Origin of the sequence: Kitasatospora misakiensis, from assembly GCF_042656005.1 — a bacterium.
In the GTDB taxonomy this organism is placed as follows: domain Bacteria; phylum Actinomycetota; class Actinomycetes; order Streptomycetales; family Streptomycetaceae; genus Kitasatospora; species Kitasatospora misakiensis.
This window is the reverse complement of the sequence record NZ_JBHSOF010000037.1, coordinates 62563-81929: the sequence shown is the minus strand read 5'-3', so window position 1 is coordinate 81929 and position 19367 is coordinate 62563. Positions and strand designations below refer to the sequence as shown.

Genomic DNA, 19367 nt, shown 5'->3' with positions numbered 1-19367 from the left:
TGTTTCAGCCTTCCAGTGCGGCGAGACCGGGGAGGGTCTTGCCCTCCAGGTACTCGAGGCTCGCGCCACCGCCGGTCGAGATGTGCCCGAACTCCGTCTCGTCGAAGCCCAGGATGCGGACGGCCGCGGCGGAGTCGCCGCCGCCGACCACGGAGAACGCGTCGCTGTCCAGCAGGGCCTGCGCGACGGCCTTGGTGCCGCCGGCGTAGTCCGGGTGCTCGAAGACGCCCATCGGGCCGTTCCAGAACACGGTCTTCGCGTCGGCCAGCTTCGCCGCGAACAGCTCGCGGGTCTCCGGGCCGATGTCCAGGCCCTCCTGGTCGGCCGGGATCGCGTCCGCGGCGACGACGGTGAAGGTGGCCGGGGCCTTGGTCTTGAGGTCCGGGAACTCCGTGGAGACCAGGACGTCGGTCGGGAGGACGAACTCGACGCCGCGCTCCTTCGCCTCCGCCAGGTAGCCGAGGACGGTCGGGATCTGGTCCGCCTGCAGCAGCGAGATGCCGACCTCGTGGCCCTGGGCCTTGAGGAAGGTGTACGCCATGCCGCCGCCGATCAGGATCCGGTCGGCCTTCTCCAGCAGGTTCGCGATCACGCCGACCTTGTCGGACACCTTGGCGCCGCCGAGCACCACCACGTACGGACGCTCGACGTCCTCGGTGAGGCGCTGGAGGACGTCCACCTCGGCGGCGATCAGGTCGCCGACCGCGTTCGGCAGCAGGGCCGGCAGGTCGAACACCGAGGCGTGCTTGCGGTGCACCGCACCGAAGCCGTCGCCCACGTACTGGTCGGCCAGCGCGGCGAGCTGCTCGGCGAAGGCCCGGCGCTCGGCGTCGTCCTTGCTGGTCTCACCGGCGTTGAAGCGCAGGTTCTCAAGCAGCGTGACCTCGCCGTCGGCCAGGGCGGCGACGGTGGCCTTCGCGCTCTCGCCCACGGTGTCGGTCGCGAAGGCGACCGGCCGGCCGAGGAGCTCGCCGAGGCGGGCGGCCACCGGCGCGAGGGAGAACTGCGGGTCCGGCTCGCCCTTGGGACGGCCGAGGTGGGAGGCGACGACGACCCTCGCGCCGCGCTCGACGAGCTTCGCGATGGTCGGGGCGACGGCACGGATCCGGCCGTCGTCGGTGATCGTGCCGTCGGAAAGCGGAACGTTCAGGTCCGCGCGCACGAACACGCGCCTACCGGCGACGTCCAGATCTTCGATGGTCTTCACGGTCTTCGGTCTCCTGGCGAGATGGTGGAGCAGGGGACGACACAACGCTGTGCCGTCCATGGGGAGTTGAGGGTGCGCAGACGGAGGGCCCGGTCGGCTTCGCACATGCCTCCCGGGCCCTCCCCCCTACTTCACGTCAGCTCCCGCTGCGTCAGAGCCCGGCACCGACGAGGGTGGTCAGGTTGACGAGGCGGTTCGAGTAGCCCCACTCGTTGTCGTACCAGCCGAAGACCTTGACCTGGTTGCCCTGGACCATGGTCATCAGCGAGTCGAAGATCGTGGAGAACGGCGAGTTCACGATGTCGGAGGAGACGATCGGGTCCTCGGTGTACTGCAGGATGCCCTTGAGGGTGGTCTCGGAGGCCTTCTTGAAGGCCTCGTTGACCTCGGCGACGGTGACGTCGCGCTCCAGGGTGACCACCAGGTCGGTGATCGAGCCGGTCGGGACCGGGACGCGCAGCGAGGTGCCGTCCAGCTTGCCCTTGAGCTCCGGAAGGACCAACGCGGTGGCCTTGGCGGCACCCGTCGAGGTCGGGATGATGTTGAGGGCCGCGGCGCGGGCGCGACGCAGGTCCTTGTGCGGGAAGTCCAGGGTGACCTGGTCGTTGGTGTACGCGTGCACCGTGGTCATCAGACCCTTGACGATGCCGAAGTTCTCGTTCAGCACCTTGGCCAGCGGCGCCACACAGTTGGTGGTGCAGGAGGCGTTGGAGATCACGGTGTGCTCGGCGGCGTCGTACTTCTCGTCGTTGACGCCCATGACGATGGTGATGTCCTCGTCGGTGGCGGGCGCCGAGATGATGACCTTCTTCGCACCGGCGGTGACGTGCTTCTTCGCCGCCTCGGCCTTGGTGAAGATGCCGGTCGACTCGATGACGATGTCGACACCCAGCTCGCCCCAGGGGAGGTTGGCCGGGTCACGCTCGGCGATGACCTTGAAGGTCTTGCCGTCGACGGTGATGCTGTCCGCCGTGTGGGACACCTCGCCCGGGAAGGTGCCCAGGATCGAGTCGTACTTGAGCAGGTGCGCCAGGGTCTTGGTGTCGGTCAGGTCATTGACACCGACGATCTCGATGTCCGCCGCCTGGGACTGAACCGCACGGAAGAAGTTGCGGCCGATGCGGCCGAATCCGTTGATGCCTACCCGGATCGTCACGAACCGATCTCCTCGTTAGGTACGCCGGACGCTATGCCGACGGGGTGGAATTTTGGGATGTCCCCGACCGCCTATGACCCTACCCCTCCGAGGCCGGGTAGAGCACATCAGGCGACCGCGCAACCCCTGGCGTGGCGCGTGTTCCCACCGTTTTCGGGTCGTCCGGCCTTACCGGTCCGGGCAGTTGGTCCCGACCTCCGCGAAGGCCGGAACAGCCCCCCGTCCCACCCTCCGGACACGGCCGCGCCGGTGCCCGCGGGAGCGGACACCGGCGCGTGGATCATCACCGGGCGTGATCGTCAAGACCCCGCCGGCCGGAGCGGGCGGTGGGCCTCAGTTGAGCGCCGTCTCGTCAGTTGAGCGCCATCTCGTCGGTGAGGTTGGCCTCGGTGCTCGGCAGACCGAGCTCGGAGGCCCGCTTGTCGGCCATCGCCAGCAGCCGGCGGATCCGGCCGGCCACCGCGTCCTTGGTCAGCGGCGGGTCGGCGAGCGCGCCCAGCTCCTCCAGCGAGGCCTGCTTGTGCTGCATCCGCAGCTGGCCGGCCGCGGCCAGGTGCTCGGGCACCTCGTCCCCGAGGATCTCCAGCGCGCGGGCCACCCGGGCGCCGGCCGCCACCGCGGCCCGGGCCGAGCGGCGCAGGTTGGCGTCGTCGAAGTTGGCCAGCCGGTTGGCGGTGGCCCGCACCTCGCGGCGCATCCGGCGCTCCTCCCAGGCCAGCACCGACTCGTGCGCGCCAAGCCGGGTGAGCAGCGCGCCGATCGCGTCGCCGTCGCGGATCACCACCCGGTCCACCCCGCGCACCTCGCGGGCCTTGGCCGGGATGCCGAGCCGGCGGGCGGCGCCGACCAGGGCGAGGGCGGCCTCCGAACCGGGGCAGGTGATCTCCAGCGAGGAGGAGCGGCCGGGCTCGGTGAGCGAGCCGTGGGCGAGGAAGGCACCGCGCCAGGCCGCCTCGGCGTCGCAGGTGGCGCCCGAGACGACGGCCGGCGGCAGGCCGCGGATGGGGCGGCCTCGGCCGTCCACGAGACCGGTCTGGCGGGCGAGCAGCTCGCCGTCCTTGACCACCCGGACCACGTAGCGGCTGCCGCGCCGCAGGCCGCCGGGGGCCATCACGACCAGGTCCGAGGAGTGTCCGAAGATCTCCAGCAGGTCCTTGCGCAGGCGCCGCGCGGCGGCTCCGGTGTCGAGCTCCGCCTCGATCACGATGCGGCCGCTCACGATGTGCAGCCCGCCCGCGAAACGCAGGATCGCCGACACCTCCGCCTTGCGGCAGCAGGCCCGGGTGACCGGGAGCCGGCTGATTTCGTCCTTCACCGCTGGAGTCATCGCCATGGCCCGATCCTTCCATGTGTCCGGAAAATCCGGTCGTACGCGGCGGCCAAGAGCTCCGGGTCGTGTCGCGGCGTGCCGTCGGTACGGGCGACCCGGCCGAGCACCAGGGCCGCTCCCATCCGCTCGGCGGCCTTCTCCAGGCCGGCCAGGTCGGCCAGTCCGAACGCACCGCCGGTGACGGCGCGCTCGTCCACCAGGATCGCATCCACCGCAAGGGCGGGGGCGTGGTCGGCGATGACCTCCAGGTGGCGCTGCGGGGTGAAGCCCTCGGTCTCGCCGGGCTGCGGGGCCAGGTTCAGGGTGAGCAGCCGGCGGGCGCGGGTCTCCACCAGGGCCTTCGCCAGCTCGGGCACCAGCAGGTGCGGCAGCACGCTGGTGAACCAGGATCCGGGGCCCAGCACGACCCAGTCGGCCTCCCGGACGGCGACGACCGCCTCCGGCACGGCGGGCGGCTCGTCCGGGACGAGCCGGACGGACTGCACGGTGCCGGGGGTGACCGCCACGCTGGCCTGGCCGCGGACGGCGGCCAGCTCGGCCGGGAAGGCGGGGTCGTGCCCCCGGACTATCGCCTCGATGTCCAGCGGCACCGCCGACATCGGCAGCACCCGGCCCTGGACGTTGAGCAGCCGGCCAACCCAGTCCAGGGCGGCCACCGGGTCCCCGAGCTTCTCCCACAGCGCGACGATCAGCAGGTTGCCGACCGCGTGCCCGCCCAGCTCGCCGGTGCCGGTGAAGCGCTGCTGGATCACCTCGGACCAGGTGCGGCCCCAGTCGTCGTCGCCGCAGAGCGCGGCCAGTGCCTTGCGGAGGTCGCCGGGCGGCAGCACGCCGAGCTCCTCGCGGAGCCGGCCGCTGGAGCCGCCGTCGTCGGCGACGGTCACCACTGCGGTGAGGTCGGTGGTGAGCCGGCGCAGCGCGGAGAGCGAGGCGGACAGGCCCTGGCCGCCGCCGAGCGCGGTGATCCGCGGGGCCTGGTTGGTCCTGGGCGCCTGATGGGGACGGGCCGGGCCGGTGCGGGCCGCCCCGGTGCGGGACCGGCCGGTCGCGCTGGACCTGGCCGGGGCCCCACCCCGGTCGGCGGTCTTGTTCTGCAGCTGCCGGCCGGGCACGTATCCCGTCACACCTACCTCGCGTTCCTCTTACCGGCCGCCGACCTCCGCCGGCGGCCCGGCAGGGAGGCGGCGGCTACTCCCGTCCCATGTCACGGTGGACGAGCACCGTCTCCACGCCGTCCGCGATGAGACGCTTCGTCAGGCGCTCGGACATCGCGACGCTGCGGTGCTTGCCACCGGTGCAGCCTACGGCAAGGGTCATGTAACGCTTCCCCTCGCGGCGATAGCCCTCGGTGACAATGCGCAGCAACTCGGCGTAGCCGTTGAGGAACTCGTTGGACCCGGGCTGCTGGAACACGTAGTCGGCGACGTCCGCGTCGGTGCCGGTCCGGGCCCGCAGCTCCGGCACCCAGTGCGGGTTGGGCAGGAAGCGGCAGTCCACCACGAGGTCGGCGTCGACCGGCAGGCCGTACTTGAAGCCGAAGGACATCACGGTGGCGCGCAGCTCGGGCTCGTCGTGGTCGGCGAACTGGGCGTCGAGCTTGGCCCGCAGCTGGTGGACGTTGAGGTTGGAGGTGTCGATCACCAGGTCGGCCTCGCCGCGCAGCTCGCGCAGCAGGTCGCGCTCCAGGGCGATGCCGTCGACGATCCGGCCGTCGCCCTGCAGCGGGTGCGGGCGGCGCACGCTCTCGAAGCGGCGGACCAGCGCGTCGTCGGAGGACTCCAGGAAGACGACGCGCAGTCGCACGCCGCGCTTCTCCAGCTCGTCCAGCGAGGTCAGCAGGTCGTCGAAGAACTGCCGGCCGCGGACGTCCACGACGGCGCCGATCCTGGCGACGTTGCCCTGGGAGCGGGCGCCGAGGTCGACCATGGTCGGGATGAGGGCCGGCGGCAGGTTGTCCACCACGAACCAGCCCAGGTCCTCCAGGCACTTGGCCGCGGTGGAGCGGCCCGCCCCGGACATGCCGGAGATGATCACCAGCTCAGGGGTGTTCTCGCCGCCGGCCTCGGGCCGGACGGTCCCCCCGTAATCGGACACGGTCACTTCGGTTCCCCGCTCTCGGTGGTTCTGCTTGGGAGAACGCGCGTCGCGCGGGCATGCTTCCCGCCCTCACTCGGACGAGTGGGCGCGGGGCACGCCGGATGACGGGCGGCGTCGGCCGTCATGGCGTCTCCTGGATGGGTGCGGTCTCGGGCGCCGCGGGCGCCGACTCGTCGGCGCCGTCCTCGATGATCTCGCCCGTGGCGGTGTTCACGGCGGGTGCGGCAGGTGTACGGGACGACAACACCGCCGCAACAGTCTCCGCCGTCCGGCGGCCGATGCCGGGGACGGCGCAGAGTTCGTCGACGGTGGCGGCCCGGAGCTTCTTCAGCGAGCCGAAGTGCTTGAGCAGCGCCTGACGGCGAGTCTCGCCGAGGCCGGGGACGGAGTCCAGTTCTCCGGCGGTGAGTCGCTTGGAACGCTTGGCCCGCTGGTAGCCGATGGCGAAGCGGTGGGCCTCGTCGCGGACCCGCTGGAGCAGGTAGAGGCCCTCGCTGCTGCGCGGGAGCACGACCGGGTCGTCCTCGCCGGGCAGCCAGACCTCCTCCAGCCGCTTGGCCAGGCCGCACAGGGCGACGTCGTCGATGCCGAGTTCGTCCAGGGCCCGCTGGGCGGCGGCGACCTGGGGTTGGCCGCCGTCGACGACCAGCAGTTGCGGCGGGTAGGCGAAGCGCTTGGGCCGGCCGTCCTCGCTGCGGGTGCCGTCCGCGGGGGCCGCGCCGTCCACCGCGGCGTCCGCCGCGGCGTCGGCGTCCTCCGGGCCCTCCTCGGGGACGGCCCACTCGCCGGTCCGCTCGCGCTCCTGGAGGTAGCGGCGGAAGCGGCGGCTGATCACCTCGTGCATCGAGCGGACGTCGTCCTGGCCCTCGAAGCCCTTGATCTGGAAGCGGCGGTACTCGCTCTTGCGGGCCAGGCCGTCCTCGAAGACGACCATCGAGGCGACCACGTCCTCGCCCTGGAGGTGGGAGATGTCGAAGCACTCGATGCGCAGCGGGACGCTGTCCAGCTCCAGCGCCTCGGCGATCTCCTGGAGGGCGCGGCTGCGGGTGGTGAGGTCGGAGGCGCGCTTGGTCTTGTGCAGCGCGAGCGCCTGCTGGGCGTTGCGCTGCACGGTGGCCATGAGGTCCTTCTTGTCGCCGCGCTGCGGGATCCGCAGGTCGACCTGGGCGCCGCGCAGGCCGCTCAGCCACTGCCGCACCGGCTCGACCGGGTCGGGCAGCGCGGGGACGAGCACCTCGCGCGGGACGCCCTCGCCGCCGCCGTAGAGCTGCTGGAGGGCGTGCTCGACCAGGCCGGCGGTGTCGACGTCCTCGACCTTGTCGGTGACCCAGCCGCGCTGGCCGCGGACCCGGCCGCCGCGGACGTGGAAGATCTGGACGGCGGCCTCCAGTTCGTCCTCGGCGAGGGCCAGCAGGTCGGCGTCGGTGGCGTCGGCGAGGACGATGGCGTTCTTCTCCATCGCGCGCTTGAGGGCGCCGATGTCGTCGCGCAGCCGGGCCGCCTTCTCGTACTCCAGGTCGGCGGCGGCCTCCTGCATCTCGGTCTCCAGCCGGCGCAGGTAGTTGCCGGTGCGGCCGGCCATGAAGTCGCAGAAGTCCTCGGCGAGGGCGCGGTGCTCCTCGGCCGAGACCCGGCCGACGCAGGGCGCGGCGCACTTGCCGATGTAGCCGAGCAGGCAGGGGCGGCCGACCTGGGCGGCGCGCTTGAAGACGCCGTTGGAGCAGGTGCGGACGGGGAAGACGCGCAGCAGCAGGTCGACGGTCTCGCGGATCGCCCAGGCGTGGCCGTAGGGGCCGAAGTAGCGCACGCCCTTCTTGTGCGCGCCGCGCATCACCTGGACCCGCGGGTACTCCTCGTCGAGGGTGACCGCGAGCTCCGGATAGCTCTTGTCGTCCCGGTACTTGACGTTGAACCGGGGGTCGAACTCCTTGATCCAGGAGTACTCCAGCTGGAGCGCCTCGACCTCGGTGGCCACGACGGTCCACTCCACCGAGGCGGCGGTGGTGACCATGGTCGCGGTGCGCGGGTGCAGCCCGGCGAGGTCCTGGAAGTAGGAGGACAGCCGGGGCCGCAGGCTCTTGGCCTTGCCGACGTAGATGACCCGCCCGTGGGCGTCGCGGAACTTGTAGACACCGGGCGAGGTCGGGATCGCGCCCGGCGCCGGGCGGTAGGTGGACGGGTCAGCCATGGGTCCACCGTACCGACTCGGGCCGGGGGCGCGTGCGGGAGATCAACTGCTTCAGCGGGGAGTCACCTTGAGGTTGCCGCCCTCGACCACCACGTCGTACGCGGGCAGCGGGGTCGGGGCCGGGCCGTCCACCACGGCGCCGTCGGCGATGCCGAACATGCTGCTGTGGCAGGGGCATTGGATCTTCTGGTTCTTGACCTGGTCGACGATGCAGCCGGCGTGGGTGCACTTGGCGCTGAACGCCTTGTACTGGCCCTCGGTGGGCTGGGTGACGACGATCCGCTTCTCGCGGAAGACGGTGCCGCCGCCGACCGGGACGGCGGCGGCCGGGCCGACGTCGACCGGGGTCTTGGCGGCGGTGTCGGAGCCGGAGCCGGAGCCGGTGGAGGAGGCGGAGGAGGAGCAGCCGGAGACGGCGACGGTGCCGCCGGCGGCGAGGACGGCCGCGGCCCCGCAGAGCAGGGTGCGGCGGGAGGGGGCGGGGCTCTCGGGGGCCTCGGACATGGGGGTGCTCCTGGTTCGGCGGCGGCTTCGCGTGGCTCGGCGTCGTCGCGTGGTGTCGCGTGGTGTCGCGTGGTTCGGCTTCGCGGCTGCGGGCCGCCCGGAATTCTATGCGGCGTGCTCCCGGCCGCCCCCGGGGGTGCCGGGGGCGGGCGGGAACGGGCGGGCCGGGGCGCCGTCCGGTCGGACCGGACCTACCCGCGGGCCGCCGCGGCGCGCTTGCGCGGAGCCTTGGCCTTGGCCGGGGCGGCCGGGGCGGTGGCCGGGGCGTCGGCGAACCCGCCCGGCAGGATGTCGCGCAGGAACTTGCCGGTGTGGCTCTCCGAGACGGCCGCGATCTCCTCGGGGGTGCCCTCGGCGACCACGGTGCCGCCGCCGGAGCCGCCCTCGGGGCCCATGTCGACGATCCAGTCGGCGGTCTTGATGACATCGAGGTTGTGCTCGATGACGATGACCGTGTTCCCCTTGTCCACCAGGCCGGAGAGCACCTTGATCAGCTTGCTGATGTCCTCGAAGTGCAGACCGGTGGTGGGCTCGTCGAGCACGTAGACCGTCCGGCCGGTGGAGCGCTTCTGCAGCTCGGAGGCGAGCTTCACGCGCTGGGCCTCGCCGCCGGAGAGGGTCGGCGCGGACTGGCCGAGCCGGACGTAGCCGAGGCCGACGTCGTTGAGCGTCCTCAGGTGACGGGCGATCGCCGGGACGGCCTCGAAGAAGCCGAGCGCCTCCTCGATCGGCATGTCCAGCACCTCGGCGATGGACTTGCCCTTGTAGTGGACCTCCAGCGTCTCCCGGTTGTACCGGGCGCCGTGGCAGACCTCGCACGGCACGTAGACGTCCGGCAGGAAGTTCATCTCGATCTTGATGGTGCCGTCGCCGGAGCAGTTCTCGCAGCGGCCGCCCTTGACGTTGAACGAGAAGCGGCCGGGCAGGTAGCCGCGGACCTTGGCCTCCTGGGTCTCCGCGAAGAGCCGCCGGACGTGGTCGAAGACGCCGGTGTAGGTGGCCGGGTTGGAGCGCGGGGTGCGGCCGATCGGCGACTGGTCGACGTGCACCACCTTGTCCACCAGGTCGGTGCCGGTGATCCGGGTGTGCCGGCCGGGCACCGTGCGGGCGCCGTTCAGCTCCCGGGCGAGGTGGGTGTAGAGGATGTCGTTGACCAGGGTGGACTTGCCCGAGCCGGAGACCCCGGTGATCGCGGTGAAGGTGCCGAGCGGGAAGCCGACCGTGACGTCCTTGAGGTTGTGCTCGCGGGCGCCGTGCACGGTGAGCTGGCGCTTCTTGTCCCGGTCGCGGCGGGCGGCCGGGATCGGGATGCTCCGCTTGCCGGAGAGGTACTGGCCGGTGAGCGACTCCTTGTTGCCGAGCAGCTGCTTCAGCGATCCGGAGTGCACCACCCGGCCGCCGTGCTCGCCGGCGCCGGGGCCGATGTCGACCACCCAGTCGGCCATCTTGATGGTGTCCTCGTCGTGCTCGACGACGATCAGCGTGTTGCCGATGTCGCGCAGCCGGACGAGGGTCTCGATCAGCCGGTGGTTGTCCCGCTGGTGCAGGCCGATGGACGGCTCGTCCAGTACGTAGAGCACGCCGACCAGGCCGGAGCCGATCTGGGTGGCGAGCCGGATGCGCTGGGCCTCGCCGCCGGAGAGCGTGCCGGCCGCGCGGTCGAGCGAGAGGTAGTCCAGGCCGACGTCGACCAGGAACCGTAGCCGCTCGTTGACCTCCTTGAGGACGCGCTCGGCGATCTGCTTGTCCCGGGCGTTGAGCTTCATCGCGCCGAGGAAGTCCGAGCAGTCGCTGATCGACATCGAGGAGACGTCCGCGATCGACCGGCCCTCGACGGTGACCGCCAGCACCACCGGCTTGAGCCGGGTGCCCTGGCAGGTGGGGCAGGGCACCTCGCGCATGTAGCCCTCGAAGCGCTCGCGGCTGGAGTCGCTCTCGGCCTCCTGGTGGCGGCGCTGGATGAACGGCACCGCGCCCTCGAAGCCGGTGGTGTAGGAGCGGTCGCGCCCGTACCGGTTGCGGTAGCGGACCTCGACCTGGTGCTTGTGGCCGTACAGCAGCGCCTTCTTGGCGCGGGCCGGCAGCCCGGCCCAGGGGATGTCGGTACGGAAGCCCAGCTCACCGGCGAGGGCGTCGATCAGCCGCTGGAAGTACTCCTTGGTGTGGCCGCCGGACCACGGGTGGATGGCGCCCTCGTCCAGCGAGCGCTCGTCGTCGGGCACCACCAGCTCCGGGTCCACCTCCATCCGGTTGCCGAGGCCGGAGCAGTCCGGGCAGGCGCCGAACGGCGAGTTGAAGGAGAACGAGCGCGGCTCCAGCTCCTCGAACGACACGTCGTCGTACGGGCAGTAGAGGTGCTCGGAGTACATCCGCTCGCGCTCGGGGTCGTCCTCCGGGAGGTCGACGAAGTCGAGCACGACCATGCCGCCGCTCAGCCGCAGGGCCGTCTCGACCGAGTCGGTCAGCCGGCGCTTGGCGCTCTCCTTGACGGTGAGGCGGTCGATGACCACCTCGACGGTGTGCTTCTCCTGCTTCTTCAGCTTGGGCGGCTCGGCGAGCTGGATCGTCTCGCCGTCCACCCGGGCCCGGGCGTAGCCCTTGGACTGGAGGTCGGCGAACAGGTCGACGAACTCGCCCTTGCGCTCGCGCACCACCGGGCTGAGGACCTGGAAACGGGTGCCCTCGGCGAGCTCAAGCACCTTGTCGACGACGGCCTGCGGGGACTGCTTGGCGATCGGGCGGCCGCAGTGCGGGCAGTGCGGCTTGCCGATCCGCGCGAACAGCAGGCGGAGGTAGTCGTAGACCTCGGTGATGGTGCCGACGGTCGAGCGCGGGTTGCGGTTGGTGGACTTCTGGTCGATCGAGACGGCCGGGGAGAGGCCTTCGATGAAGTCGACGTCGGGCTTGTCCATCTGCCCGAGGAACTGGCGGGCGTAGGAGGACAGCGACTCGACGTAGCGGCGCTGGCCTTCGGCGAAGATCGTGTCGAAGGCCAGCGAGGACTTGCCGGAGCCGGAGAGGCCCGTGAAGACGATGAGGGAGTCACGCGGTAGGTCGAGCGAGACGTTCTTGAGATTGTGCTCGCGAGCACCGCGGACGATGAGGCGGTCGGCCACTGCTTCTGGCGCCTTTCTCCGGGGCGAGAGGGCTGGTTGCGGGATGCGTTACTTCTTCCAGGATGCGGCAGCCAGCCTACTAGCTCAGGCGTTCGATTCTCACGCTTGTCCAGCCGGGTCCACCCGAACGAGTGAGGGCGATCCGCAGAGCCTTGACGCCCGGCCTGAAAAGCCCCTGCTCAGCAGCGGGGAACGGCGATAGCGTCGCCCCGTCAACGAGCGAACGCCCACTCGGGCAACGCCCACACCGACGGAGGCCGTATCCGATGACCGACCCGCAGACCGCCGCCGCGTCCTGGTTGAGCCAGGTCGAGGAGAGCACCCGGCACCTGCTGCACACCGTCGCCGAGCTCAAGCCCGAAGCCGTCGCCGAGCCCTCCGCGCTGCCCGGCTGGACCCGCGGCCACGTGCTCGCCCACCTCGCCCGCAACGCCGACTCGCTGGTCAACCTGCTGAACGGCGCCCGCACCGGCACCGACATCCCGCAGTACGCCAGCAACGAGGTCCGCGACCAGGACATCGAGCGCGACGCGCCCCGCCCGCTGGACGTCCAGCTCGCCGACCTGCGCGCGTCCGACGACCGCTTCACCGCGGCCGCCGCCCTGCTGCCGCCCGAGGCCTGGTCGGCCTCGGTGCGCCACCGCACCGGCTACACCTTCCCGGCCGCCGACATCCCGTGGAAGCGCCTGATGGAGGTCGAGTACCACCACGTCGACCTCGACGCCGGCTACACCCCCGCGCACTGGCCGGAGGCCTTCGCCACCGCCGAGTTCCGCCGGCTCGCCGCCAAGCTGGCCGGCGCCGACCTGCCCGCCGTCGAGCTGCTCGCCGAGGACACCGGGGACACCGGCCTGATCGGCACCGGCGAGCCCGTCCTCACCGTCCGCGGCCCCGTCCGCGCCCTGCTCGCCTGGCTCTCCGGCCGCTCCACCGGCGCCGACCTGGCCCGCACCCCCGACACCGCCCTCCCCCGGCTTCCCCCGCTGGGCTGAGGGCGCGAGGATGATCCCAGGAGCCACTGGAGAAGGAGCGGACGGATGACGTACCACGGAGCGGTCAAGGTCGGCGGGCCGCCGCACGTGCGCGAGCTGGCGCATCTGATCATCACCAAGGTGGCGGTCGGCCCGTACGACAACAACGCCTACCTGCTGCGCTGCCGCGACACCGACGAGCAGCTGCTGATCGACGCGGCGGCGGACGCGCCGGTGCTGCTGGAGACCGTCGGCGAGCAGCTGGCCACCGTGGTCACCACCCACCGGCACCACGACCACTGGGCGGCCCTGGCCGAGGTGGTCGCCGCCACCGGCGCCCGCACCGCCGCCGGCCGGATCGACGCCGAGGAGATCGCGGTGCCGACCGACCTGCCGCTGGACGACGGCGACACCCTCACGGTCGGCAACTGCCGGCTGACCGTCCGGCACCTGGTCGGCCACACCCCGGGCGCGATCGTGCTGGTCTACGACGACCCGCAGGGCCACCCGCACGTGTTCACCGGCGACTGCCTCTTCCCCGGTGGCGTGGGCAACACCTGGGGCGACAAGGCGGCCTTCGAGAGCCTCTTCCGGGACGTCACCGAGAAGCTCTTCGACGCCCTCCCCGACGAGGCCTGGGTCTACCCCGGCCACGGCAACGACACCACCCTCGGCACCGAGCGCCCGCACCTCGCCGAGTGGCAGGAGCGCGGCTGGTAGTGGCGGCGGAAACGGCGGCGGGCCCGCGACCGGTACTCGGTCGCGGGCCCGCCGTCCTACGGGGTCAGGCGTCCAGCTTCTCCGGCTCGCCCTGGCCGCCCTGCTCCACCTGCTCGGCGAGCGCGGCCTTCTTGGAGGCCATCAGGCTGGTCACGGTGGTGACGGCGAGCACCACCACGATGACGCCCAGGGAGAACGGGATGCCGATCTCCGGGACGTGCACGCCCTGCTCGTGCAGCGCGTGCAGCACCAGCTTGACGCCGATGAAGCCGAGGATGACCGACAGGCCGTACGACAGGTGGACCAGCTTCTTCAGCAGGCCGCCGATGAGGAAGTACAGCTGGCGCAGGCCCATCAGGGCGAAGGCGTTGGCGGTGAAGACGATGTACGGGTCCTGGGTCAGACCGAAGATCGCCGGGATCGAGTCCAGCGCGAACAGGACGTCGGTGGTGCCGATCGCCAGCATGACGATCAGCATCGGGGTCATCAGCCGGCGGCCGTTCTCCCGGATGCTGCCCTTCTCCCTCACAAAAAGCTTCGTGCCGTGGTACTTGTCGGTCGACGGGAAGCGCTGCTCGATCGACTTGAGCAGGCGGTTCTCCTCGAACTCCTCGTCCTCCTCGTCGGCCCGCGCCTCCTTGATCAGCTTCCAGGCCGTCCAGATCAGGAAGCCGCCGAAGATGAAGAACACCCAGGAGAACTGGGCGACCAGGGCGGCGCCGCCGGCGATGAAGACCGCGCGCAGCACCAGGGCGATGATCACACCGAACATCAGCACGCGCTGCTGGTAGATCCTCGGCACCGCGAACTTGCTCATGATCAGGATGAAGACGAACAGGTTGTCGACACTGAGCGACTTCTCGGTGATGTACCCGGCGAAGAACTCACCGGCGGGCGTCGCCCCGGAGTGCCACCAGAGGAAACCGCCGAAGAGCGCCGCCAGGACGACCCAGACCGTGGTCCAGACCCCGGCTTCCTTGATCGACACCTCGTGCGGCTTGCGGCCGCCGATGAAGAAATCGGCCACGACCAGCGCCAAAAGCACCACGATCGTGCCAACCCACAGGCTTACGGAAACGTCCACTACTGCTCCTCCGGCAGGTAGGCGAGACAGTCATCGTCACTGCCGGAGGTCTCTTCCGCCCGTCGGGCCAGCGCCCCGGGGTGCCGCGATGGGCACCCGTGATGACGGGGTCGACTGTCGAGGAATACTCCCCTCCGCTGCCATCGAGAGTAACAGGGAAGGCAAGGAAAGGTAAAGAAGGTAAAGAACCGTCAGAGGAACGGCTCGATCACCGGCAGCAGGTCCTGGAAGGTCCGCCCCTTCGCCGGGGCGCCGATCGCCTGCATCTCCCAGCCGCCGTTGCCGTCCCGGAACACCTTCGCCATCACCTGTCCGGTGTGCGGGCCGCCGCCGGTCAGCTCGTACCGGGCCAGCTCCACGCCGGTCGACTCGTCCACCAGCCGGCAGTGCGCGTTCTGCACCTCGGCGAAGGTCTGCCCGGTGTAGGAGCTGACCGTGAACACCACCTGGGTGATGTGCGGCGGCACGTGCGCCAGGTCGACCAGGATCGCCTCGTCGTCCTCCCCCGCCCCGGCCCCGCCCACCAGGTTGTCCCCGGTGTGCCGGACCGACCCGTCGGAGCTCTCCAGGTGCTGGAAGAAGACCACGTCGGACGGCGTCCGCTCGGCGTACAGCAGCGCCGAGGCGTCCAGGTCGATGTGCCGGGTCCGACTGCCGAACAGGCCCCGCCGGGGCGCCGCCCGCCAGCCCAGGCCCATCCGGACCACGGTCAGCGTCTCCCCCGGGCCCTTCTGCAGGCTGACCCGCTGCCCCTTGGCCAGGTTCACCGACACGGAGCTGTCCTCTCTGCCCGGCCGCGCGGGATCCCCGCGCCGGCTCCACGGTGGAACACCCCGTTGCCGTCCCCCGGCTGAGGCCCCCTCTTCCGGCCGCCCGACCAGCGACGGCACCGCAGGCCAGCCTAGGCCCTGCGGTCGAACGCGTTTCCCGCCGTGTACCCCTCCGGGGAAGCGCCGACGCCCCGCCGGGCCCGGCCGGGAACGGAACCGGCCAGACCCGGCGGGCGTCCTGCGAGGGCCCTGCGGCTAGGCGATGCCGGCCTCGCGCATCTGGCGCAGCTCCTTCTTCAGCTCCTTGACCTCGTCGCGCAGCCGGGCCGCCACCTCGAACTGGAGGTCGGTCGCGGCGGCGTGCATCCGGTCGGTCATCGACTGGATCAGCTCGGCCAGCTCGGCGGCCGGCATCGACTTCGCCGGCTTGCGGTCGGCCCCGAGGGCCGGCACCGGCGCCTTGCCCTTGGCGCCCGGCGCGCGGTAGCCGGTGGCGAGCAGCTCGTCGGTGTCCACGTCCTCCCGGGCGAGGGTGTCCAGGATGTCGCCGATCTTCTTGCGCAGCGGCTGCGGGTCGATGCCGTGCTTCTTGTTGTACGCCTGCTGCACCTCACGGCGGCGGTTGGTCTCGTCGATGGCCTTCTCCATCGACGGCGTGATCCGGTCCGCGTACATGTGGACCTGCCCGGAGACGTTGCGGGCGGCGCGGCCGATGGTCTGGATCAGCGAGGTGCCGGAGCGCAGGAAGCCCTCCTTGTCGGCGTCCAGGATCGCCACCAGGGAGACCTCGGGGAGGTCCAGGCCCTCGCGGAGCAGGTTGATGCCGACCAGCACGTCGTACCGGCCGGCCCGCAACTCGCGCAGCAGCTCGACTCGGCGCAGCGTGTCCACGTCGCTGTGCAGGTACCGGACCCGGATGTCCAGGCCGAGCATGTAGTCGGTGAGGTCCTCGGCCATCTTCTTGGTGAGCGTGGTGACCAGGACGCGCTCGTCCTTCTCCACCCGCTTGCGGACCTCGTGCACCAGGTCGTCGATCTGGCCCTCGGTCGGCTTGACGATCACCTCGGGGTCGATCAGGCCGGTCGGGCGGATGATCTGCTCGACCTGGCCGTCGCCCCGGGAGAGCTCGTACTGGCCCGGGGTCGCCGACAGGTAGACGGTCTGGCCGATCCGCTCCAGGAACTCCTCCCACTTCAGCGGGCGGTTGTCCATCGCGGAGGGCAGCCGGAAGCCGTGCTCGACCAGGGTGCGCTTGCGCGAGGCGTCGCCCTCGTACATCGCGCCGATCTGCGGGACGGTGACGTGCGACTCGTCGATGACCAGGAGGAAGTCCTCCGGGAAGTAGTCGAGCAGGGTGTTCGGCGGGGAGCCGGGCTCGCGGCCGTCGAAGTGCATCGAGTAGTTCTCGACGCCGGAGCAGGTGCCGATCTGGCGGAGCATCTCGATGTCGTAGGTGGTGCGCATGCGCAGCCGCTGGGCCTCCAGCAGCTTGCCCTGCTTCTCCATCCGGGCGAGGGCCTGCTCCAACTCCTTCTCGATGTCGGTGACCGCGCGCTCCATCCGCTCCGGGCCGGCCACGTAGTGCGAGGCCGGGAAGACGTGGATGGAGTCGTCCTGGCTGATGATCTCGCCGGTGAGCGGGTGCAGCGTGTACAGCGCCTCGATCTCGTCGCCGAACATCTCGATCCGGACGGCCAGCTCCTCGTAGACCGGGAAGATCTCGATGGTGTCGCCGCGGACCCGGAAGGTGCCCCGGGTGAAGGCGAGGTCGTTGCGGGTGTACTGGATGTCGACGAAGCGCCGGAGCAGGACGTCCCGGTCGATCTCCTCGCCGACCTTCAGCCGCACCATCCGGTCCGCGTACTCCTGCGGCGTGCCGAGGCCGTAGATGCAGGAGACGGACGCGACCACGATCACGTCCCGGCGGGTCAGCAGCGAGTTGGTCGCCGAGTGGCGCAGCCGCTCGACCTCCTCGTTGATCGAGGAGTCCTTCTCGATGTAGGTGTCCGTCTGCGGGACGTACGCCTCGGGCTGGTAGTAGTCGTAGTACGAGACGAAGTACTCGACCGCGTTGTTCGGCAGCAGCTCGCGGAACTCGTTCGCCAGCTGCGCGGCCAGCGTCTTGTTCGGCGCCATCACCAGGGTGGGCCGCTGCAGCTTCTCGATCATCCAGGCCGTGGTGGCCGACTTGCCGGTACCGGTGGCGCCCAGCAGGACGACGTCCTTCTCCCCGCCCCGGATCCGCCGCTCCAACTCGGCGATCGCCGCGGGCTGGTCACCGTTCGGCTGGTAGGGACTGACGACCTCGAAGGGCGCCACTGACCGCTCAATACTCGTGATGGGTCGCACGCCTCCACCGTACGACCCCCCACCGACAGCCGGAGACCGTTCGCTCAGGCCGCGTGGGCCTCGAACCTGATGGCGGGCTCTCCGGCGGGGTCGATACGGACCGCGGAGTCGAAGGCGGCGGCCAGGCGCTCGATCAGCGGCAGGGTGGGATCCACCCCGCTCTCCTCGATGCTCTCGACGGTCTCCTCGTCCAGCCCGGCCCGTTCGGCGAGCTCGGCGACGGTCCAACCGAGCGCCGACCGGCGGGCGTACACGGCCTCGGCCAGTGCCATCCGCCGCCCGGCCGCCCGGTACTCCTCGGTCTCCCGGTGCTCCGGCGGCACGACCCAGCGGGTGTGGTAGCCGCTGCTCATCGCTCCTCCTCGTCCCTGTCGTAGACCTGGTGTCCGGCGGCCGGGGCATGCTCGGCCTCGCACAGCTTCTGGGCCCGGTGCGCGCGCCCGACCTCGTCGCTCTCGCGGTTCCTAGTCTTGCGGAAGACGGTCAGGAGCACAGCCCATCGGGCGGGGGCGAGCCAGTACGTGATCCGCATCGGCCCGATCCGCAGTTCCCGCAGCGGGCCGCCGAGATGGCTGGCCAGGGGGAACGGCAGCAGTTCCCCCTCGTCGGCCAACCGGTCGGCGGCACGTTCGGCCGCCCGGTACTCGGCGATCGAGCAGGTGCGCAGCCACGCGCGCACCTCGGGCTCGATCTCGATCGTCCAGGCTTCCCGGTCCCCGGTCACACGCTCCCCCTCCGTTCCGCAGGGAGCAACGCCCGACCGGCGCCGAGGTCACGCTGTCAGCTCTTGGCGCTGTCGCGGGCCAGGGCGACGAGGCGGGAGACGGCGCGGAGGTACTTCTTGCGGTAGCCGCCGCGGAGCAGTTCCTCGGGGAAGACCTGGTCGAAGGGCAGGCCGGAGGCGGTGATGGGGAGTTCGCGGTCGTACATGCGGTCGGCGAGGACGACCAGGCGCAGGGCGGTGGACTGGTCGTCGACCTGGCGGACGCCGCGCAGGCAGACCGCGGTCACGTCGTCCAGGAGGGCGCCGTAGCGGCTGGGGTGGACGGCGGAGAGGTGGGCGAGCAGGGTGTCGAAGTCGTCCAGGGAGGCGCCCGGGGTGCGGGCGGCGACGGCGTCGACCTCGGTGTCCGGGTACGGCGGCGGGGCGGCGGGCAGGCCGCGGTGGCGGTAGTCCTGGCCGTCGATCCGCATCGGGCGGAAGTGCGCGGACAGGCCCTGGATCTCGCGGAGGAAGTCGGCGGCGGCGAACCGGCCCTCGCCGAGCTTCTCCGGCAGGGTGTTCGAGGTGGCGCACAGCTTGACGCCGTTCTCGACCAGGCGGCCGAGCAGGGTGGAGACCAGCACGGTGTCGCCCGGGTCGTCCAGCTCGAACTCGTCGATGCAGAGCAGCCGGTGGTCGGACAGGGTCCGCACGGCCTGCTGGAAGCCGAGCGCGCCGACCAGGTTGGTCAGCTCGACGAAGGTGCCGAAGGCCTTCGGGCCGGGGGCGGCGTGCCAGAGCGAGGCGAGCAGGTGGGTCTTGCCGACGCCGTAGCCGCCGTCGAGGTAGATGCCGGCCGGGCCGGCGGGGGCCGGGGCGCCGCGGCGGAACCAGCCGCGCTTGGGCGCCGAACCGTTTCCGCCGTTGAGCGTGGCGGCGAACTGCTCCAGGACCTGCACGGCCTCGTACTGGCTGGGCTGGCCCTGGTCCGGGAGGTACGTCCCGAAGCTGACGTCGGAGAACCGCGGCGGCGGCACCATCTCGGCGACCAGGCGCTCGGCGGGCACGACCGGGCGGCGGTCGGTGAGCGCGATCGGCGAGCCGGCGGCACCGGCGGCGGCTATCGGCTCGGTCACGGTGGCGGAGTGGGAAGCTGCGGGCACGGTGATAAA

Annotated in this window: 16 protein-coding genes; 2 read left to right on the top strand and 14 right to left on the bottom strand. The window is 71.3% G+C overall.

Translation table 11 applies throughout. The annotated features are described in order from the left end of the window. Positions 1–4: 4 nt before the first annotated feature. From ACFP3U_RS25190 to uvrA, 8 genes are all read right to left on the bottom strand, one after another. Complete coding sequence (locus ACFP3U_RS25190; protein WP_380227926.1) at positions 5–1207, bottom strand: phosphoglycerate kinase; 1203 nt, start codon at positions 1205–1207, stop codon at positions 5–7. A gap of 151 nt (positions 1208–1358) precedes the next feature. Beyond that, positions 1359–2363 (bottom strand): type I glyceraldehyde-3-phosphate dehydrogenase, encoded by a 1005-nt coding sequence (gene gap, locus ACFP3U_RS25185; protein WP_380227924.1) that lies wholly within the window; start codon positions 2361–2363, stop codon positions 1359–1361. Between the two features lie 352 nt (positions 2364–2715). Then, positions 2716–3696, bottom strand: a complete 981-nt coding sequence (whiA, locus tag ACFP3U_RS25180) for a DNA-binding protein WhiA (protein WP_030308039.1) — start codon at positions 3694–3696, stop codon at positions 2716–2718. Beyond that, entirely contained in the window at positions 3687–4817 is a 1131-nt protein-coding gene (locus ACFP3U_RS25175) for a gluconeogenesis factor YvcK family protein (protein ID WP_380227923.1), read from the bottom strand. The genes whiA and ACFP3U_RS25175 overlap by 10 nt, the downstream gene beginning before the upstream one ends. 64 nt (positions 4818–4881) lie before the next feature. Beyond that, positions 4882–5793, bottom strand: coding sequence for an RNase adapter RapZ (gene rapZ, locus ACFP3U_RS25170; protein WP_380227922.1), 912 nt, complete (start codon positions 5791–5793; stop codon positions 4882–4884). A gap of 118 nt (positions 5794–5911) precedes the next feature. Beyond that, a complete protein-coding gene (gene uvrC, locus ACFP3U_RS25165; protein WP_380227921.1) occupies positions 5912–7978 on the bottom strand; it encodes an excinuclease ABC subunit UvrC in 2067 nt (688 codons plus the stop codon). Positions 7979–8029: 51 nt separating this feature from the next. Further along, the gene (locus ACFP3U_RS25160) at positions 8030–8482 is read right to left on the bottom strand and encodes a Rieske (2Fe-2S) protein (protein ID WP_380227920.1); all 453 of its coding nucleotides are present in this window, start codon (positions 8480–8482) and stop codon (positions 8030–8032) included. Positions 8483–8673: 191 nt separating this feature from the next. Further along, positions 8674–11598 carry an excinuclease ABC subunit UvrA gene (gene uvrA, locus ACFP3U_RS25155; RefSeq protein WP_380227919.1) on the bottom strand — a complete coding sequence of 975 codons (2925 nt, stop codon included), beginning with the start codon at positions 11596–11598 and terminating at the stop codon, positions 8674–8676. Between the two features lie 266 nt (positions 11599–11864). On the opposite strand from uvrA, the gene ACFP3U_RS25150 reads away from it, so the two are divergent. Together ACFP3U_RS25150 and ACFP3U_RS25145 are read left to right on the top strand one after the other, a co-directional pair. Beyond that, complete coding sequence (locus tag ACFP3U_RS25150) at positions 11865–12590, top strand: maleylpyruvate isomerase family mycothiol-dependent enzyme (RefSeq protein ID WP_380227918.1); 726 nt, start codon at positions 11865–11867, stop codon at positions 12588–12590. Positions 12591–12635: 45 nt separating this feature from the next. Next, entirely contained in the window at positions 12636–13289 is a 654-nt protein-coding gene (locus ACFP3U_RS25145) for an MBL fold metallo-hydrolase (protein WP_380227917.1), read from the top strand. A 64-nt stretch (positions 13290–13353) separates the two neighbouring features. Here ACFP3U_RS25145 and ACFP3U_RS25140 read toward each other — a convergent pair whose 3' ends face one another. From ACFP3U_RS25140 to zapE, 6 genes are all read right to left on the bottom strand, one after another. Then, a complete protein-coding gene (locus tag ACFP3U_RS25140; RefSeq protein ID WP_380227916.1) occupies positions 13354–14373 on the bottom strand; it encodes a TerC family protein in 1020 nt (339 codons plus the stop codon). Positions 14374–14564: 191 nt separating this feature from the next. Then, positions 14565–15146, bottom strand: a complete 582-nt coding sequence (locus tag ACFP3U_RS25135; protein WP_380227915.1) for a TerD family protein — start codon at positions 15144–15146, stop codon at positions 14565–14567. 252 nt (positions 15147–15398) lie between these two features. After that, a complete protein-coding gene (gene uvrB / locus ACFP3U_RS25130) occupies positions 15399–17492 on the bottom strand; it encodes an excinuclease ABC subunit UvrB (RefSeq protein ID WP_380227914.1) in 2094 nt (697 codons plus the stop codon). Positions 17493–17536: 44 nt separating this feature from the next. Continuing rightward, the gene (locus ACFP3U_RS25125; RefSeq protein ID WP_380227913.1) at positions 17537–17845 is read right to left on the bottom strand and encodes a helix-turn-helix domain-containing protein; all 309 of its coding nucleotides are present in this window, start codon (positions 17843–17845) and stop codon (positions 17537–17539) included. Beyond that, on the bottom strand, positions 17842–18216 hold the full coding sequence (locus ACFP3U_RS25120; protein ID WP_380227912.1) for a type II toxin-antitoxin system RelE/ParE family toxin: 375 nt from the start codon (positions 18214–18216) through the stop codon (positions 17842–17844). The genes ACFP3U_RS25125 and ACFP3U_RS25120 overlap by 4 nt, the downstream gene beginning before the upstream one ends. Before the next feature lie 56 nt (positions 18217–18272). Then, entirely contained in the window at positions 18273–19331 is a 1059-nt protein-coding gene (zapE, locus tag ACFP3U_RS25115) for a cell division protein ZapE (RefSeq protein WP_380227939.1), read from the bottom strand. Positions 19332–19367 lie beyond the last annotated feature (36 nt).

Bases quoted from the DNA above. Each gene is read 5' to 3' on its own strand.
- whiA (WP_030308039.1), bottom strand. From the start codon at position 3,696: ATGGCGATGACTCCAGCGGTGAAGGACGAAATCAGCCGGCTCCCGGTC.
- uvrC (WP_380227921.1), bottom strand. From the start codon at position 7,978: ATGGCTGACCCGTCCACCTACCGCCCGGCGCCGGGCGCGATCCCGACC.
- ACFP3U_RS25160 (WP_380227920.1), bottom strand. From the start codon at position 8,482: ATGTCCGAGGCCCCCGAGAGCCCCGCCCCCTCCCGCCGCACCCTGCTC.
- ACFP3U_RS25150 (WP_380227918.1), top strand. From the start codon at position 11,865: ATGACCGACCCGCAGACCGCCGCCGCGTCCTGGTTGAGCCAGGTCGAG.
- ACFP3U_RS25145 (WP_380227917.1), top strand. From the start codon at position 12,636: ATGACGTACCACGGAGCGGTCAAGGTCGGCGGGCCGCCGCACGTGCGC.
- ACFP3U_RS25125 (WP_380227913.1), bottom strand. From the start codon at position 17,845: ATGAGCAGCGGCTACCACACCCGCTGGGTCGTGCCGCCGGAGCACCGG.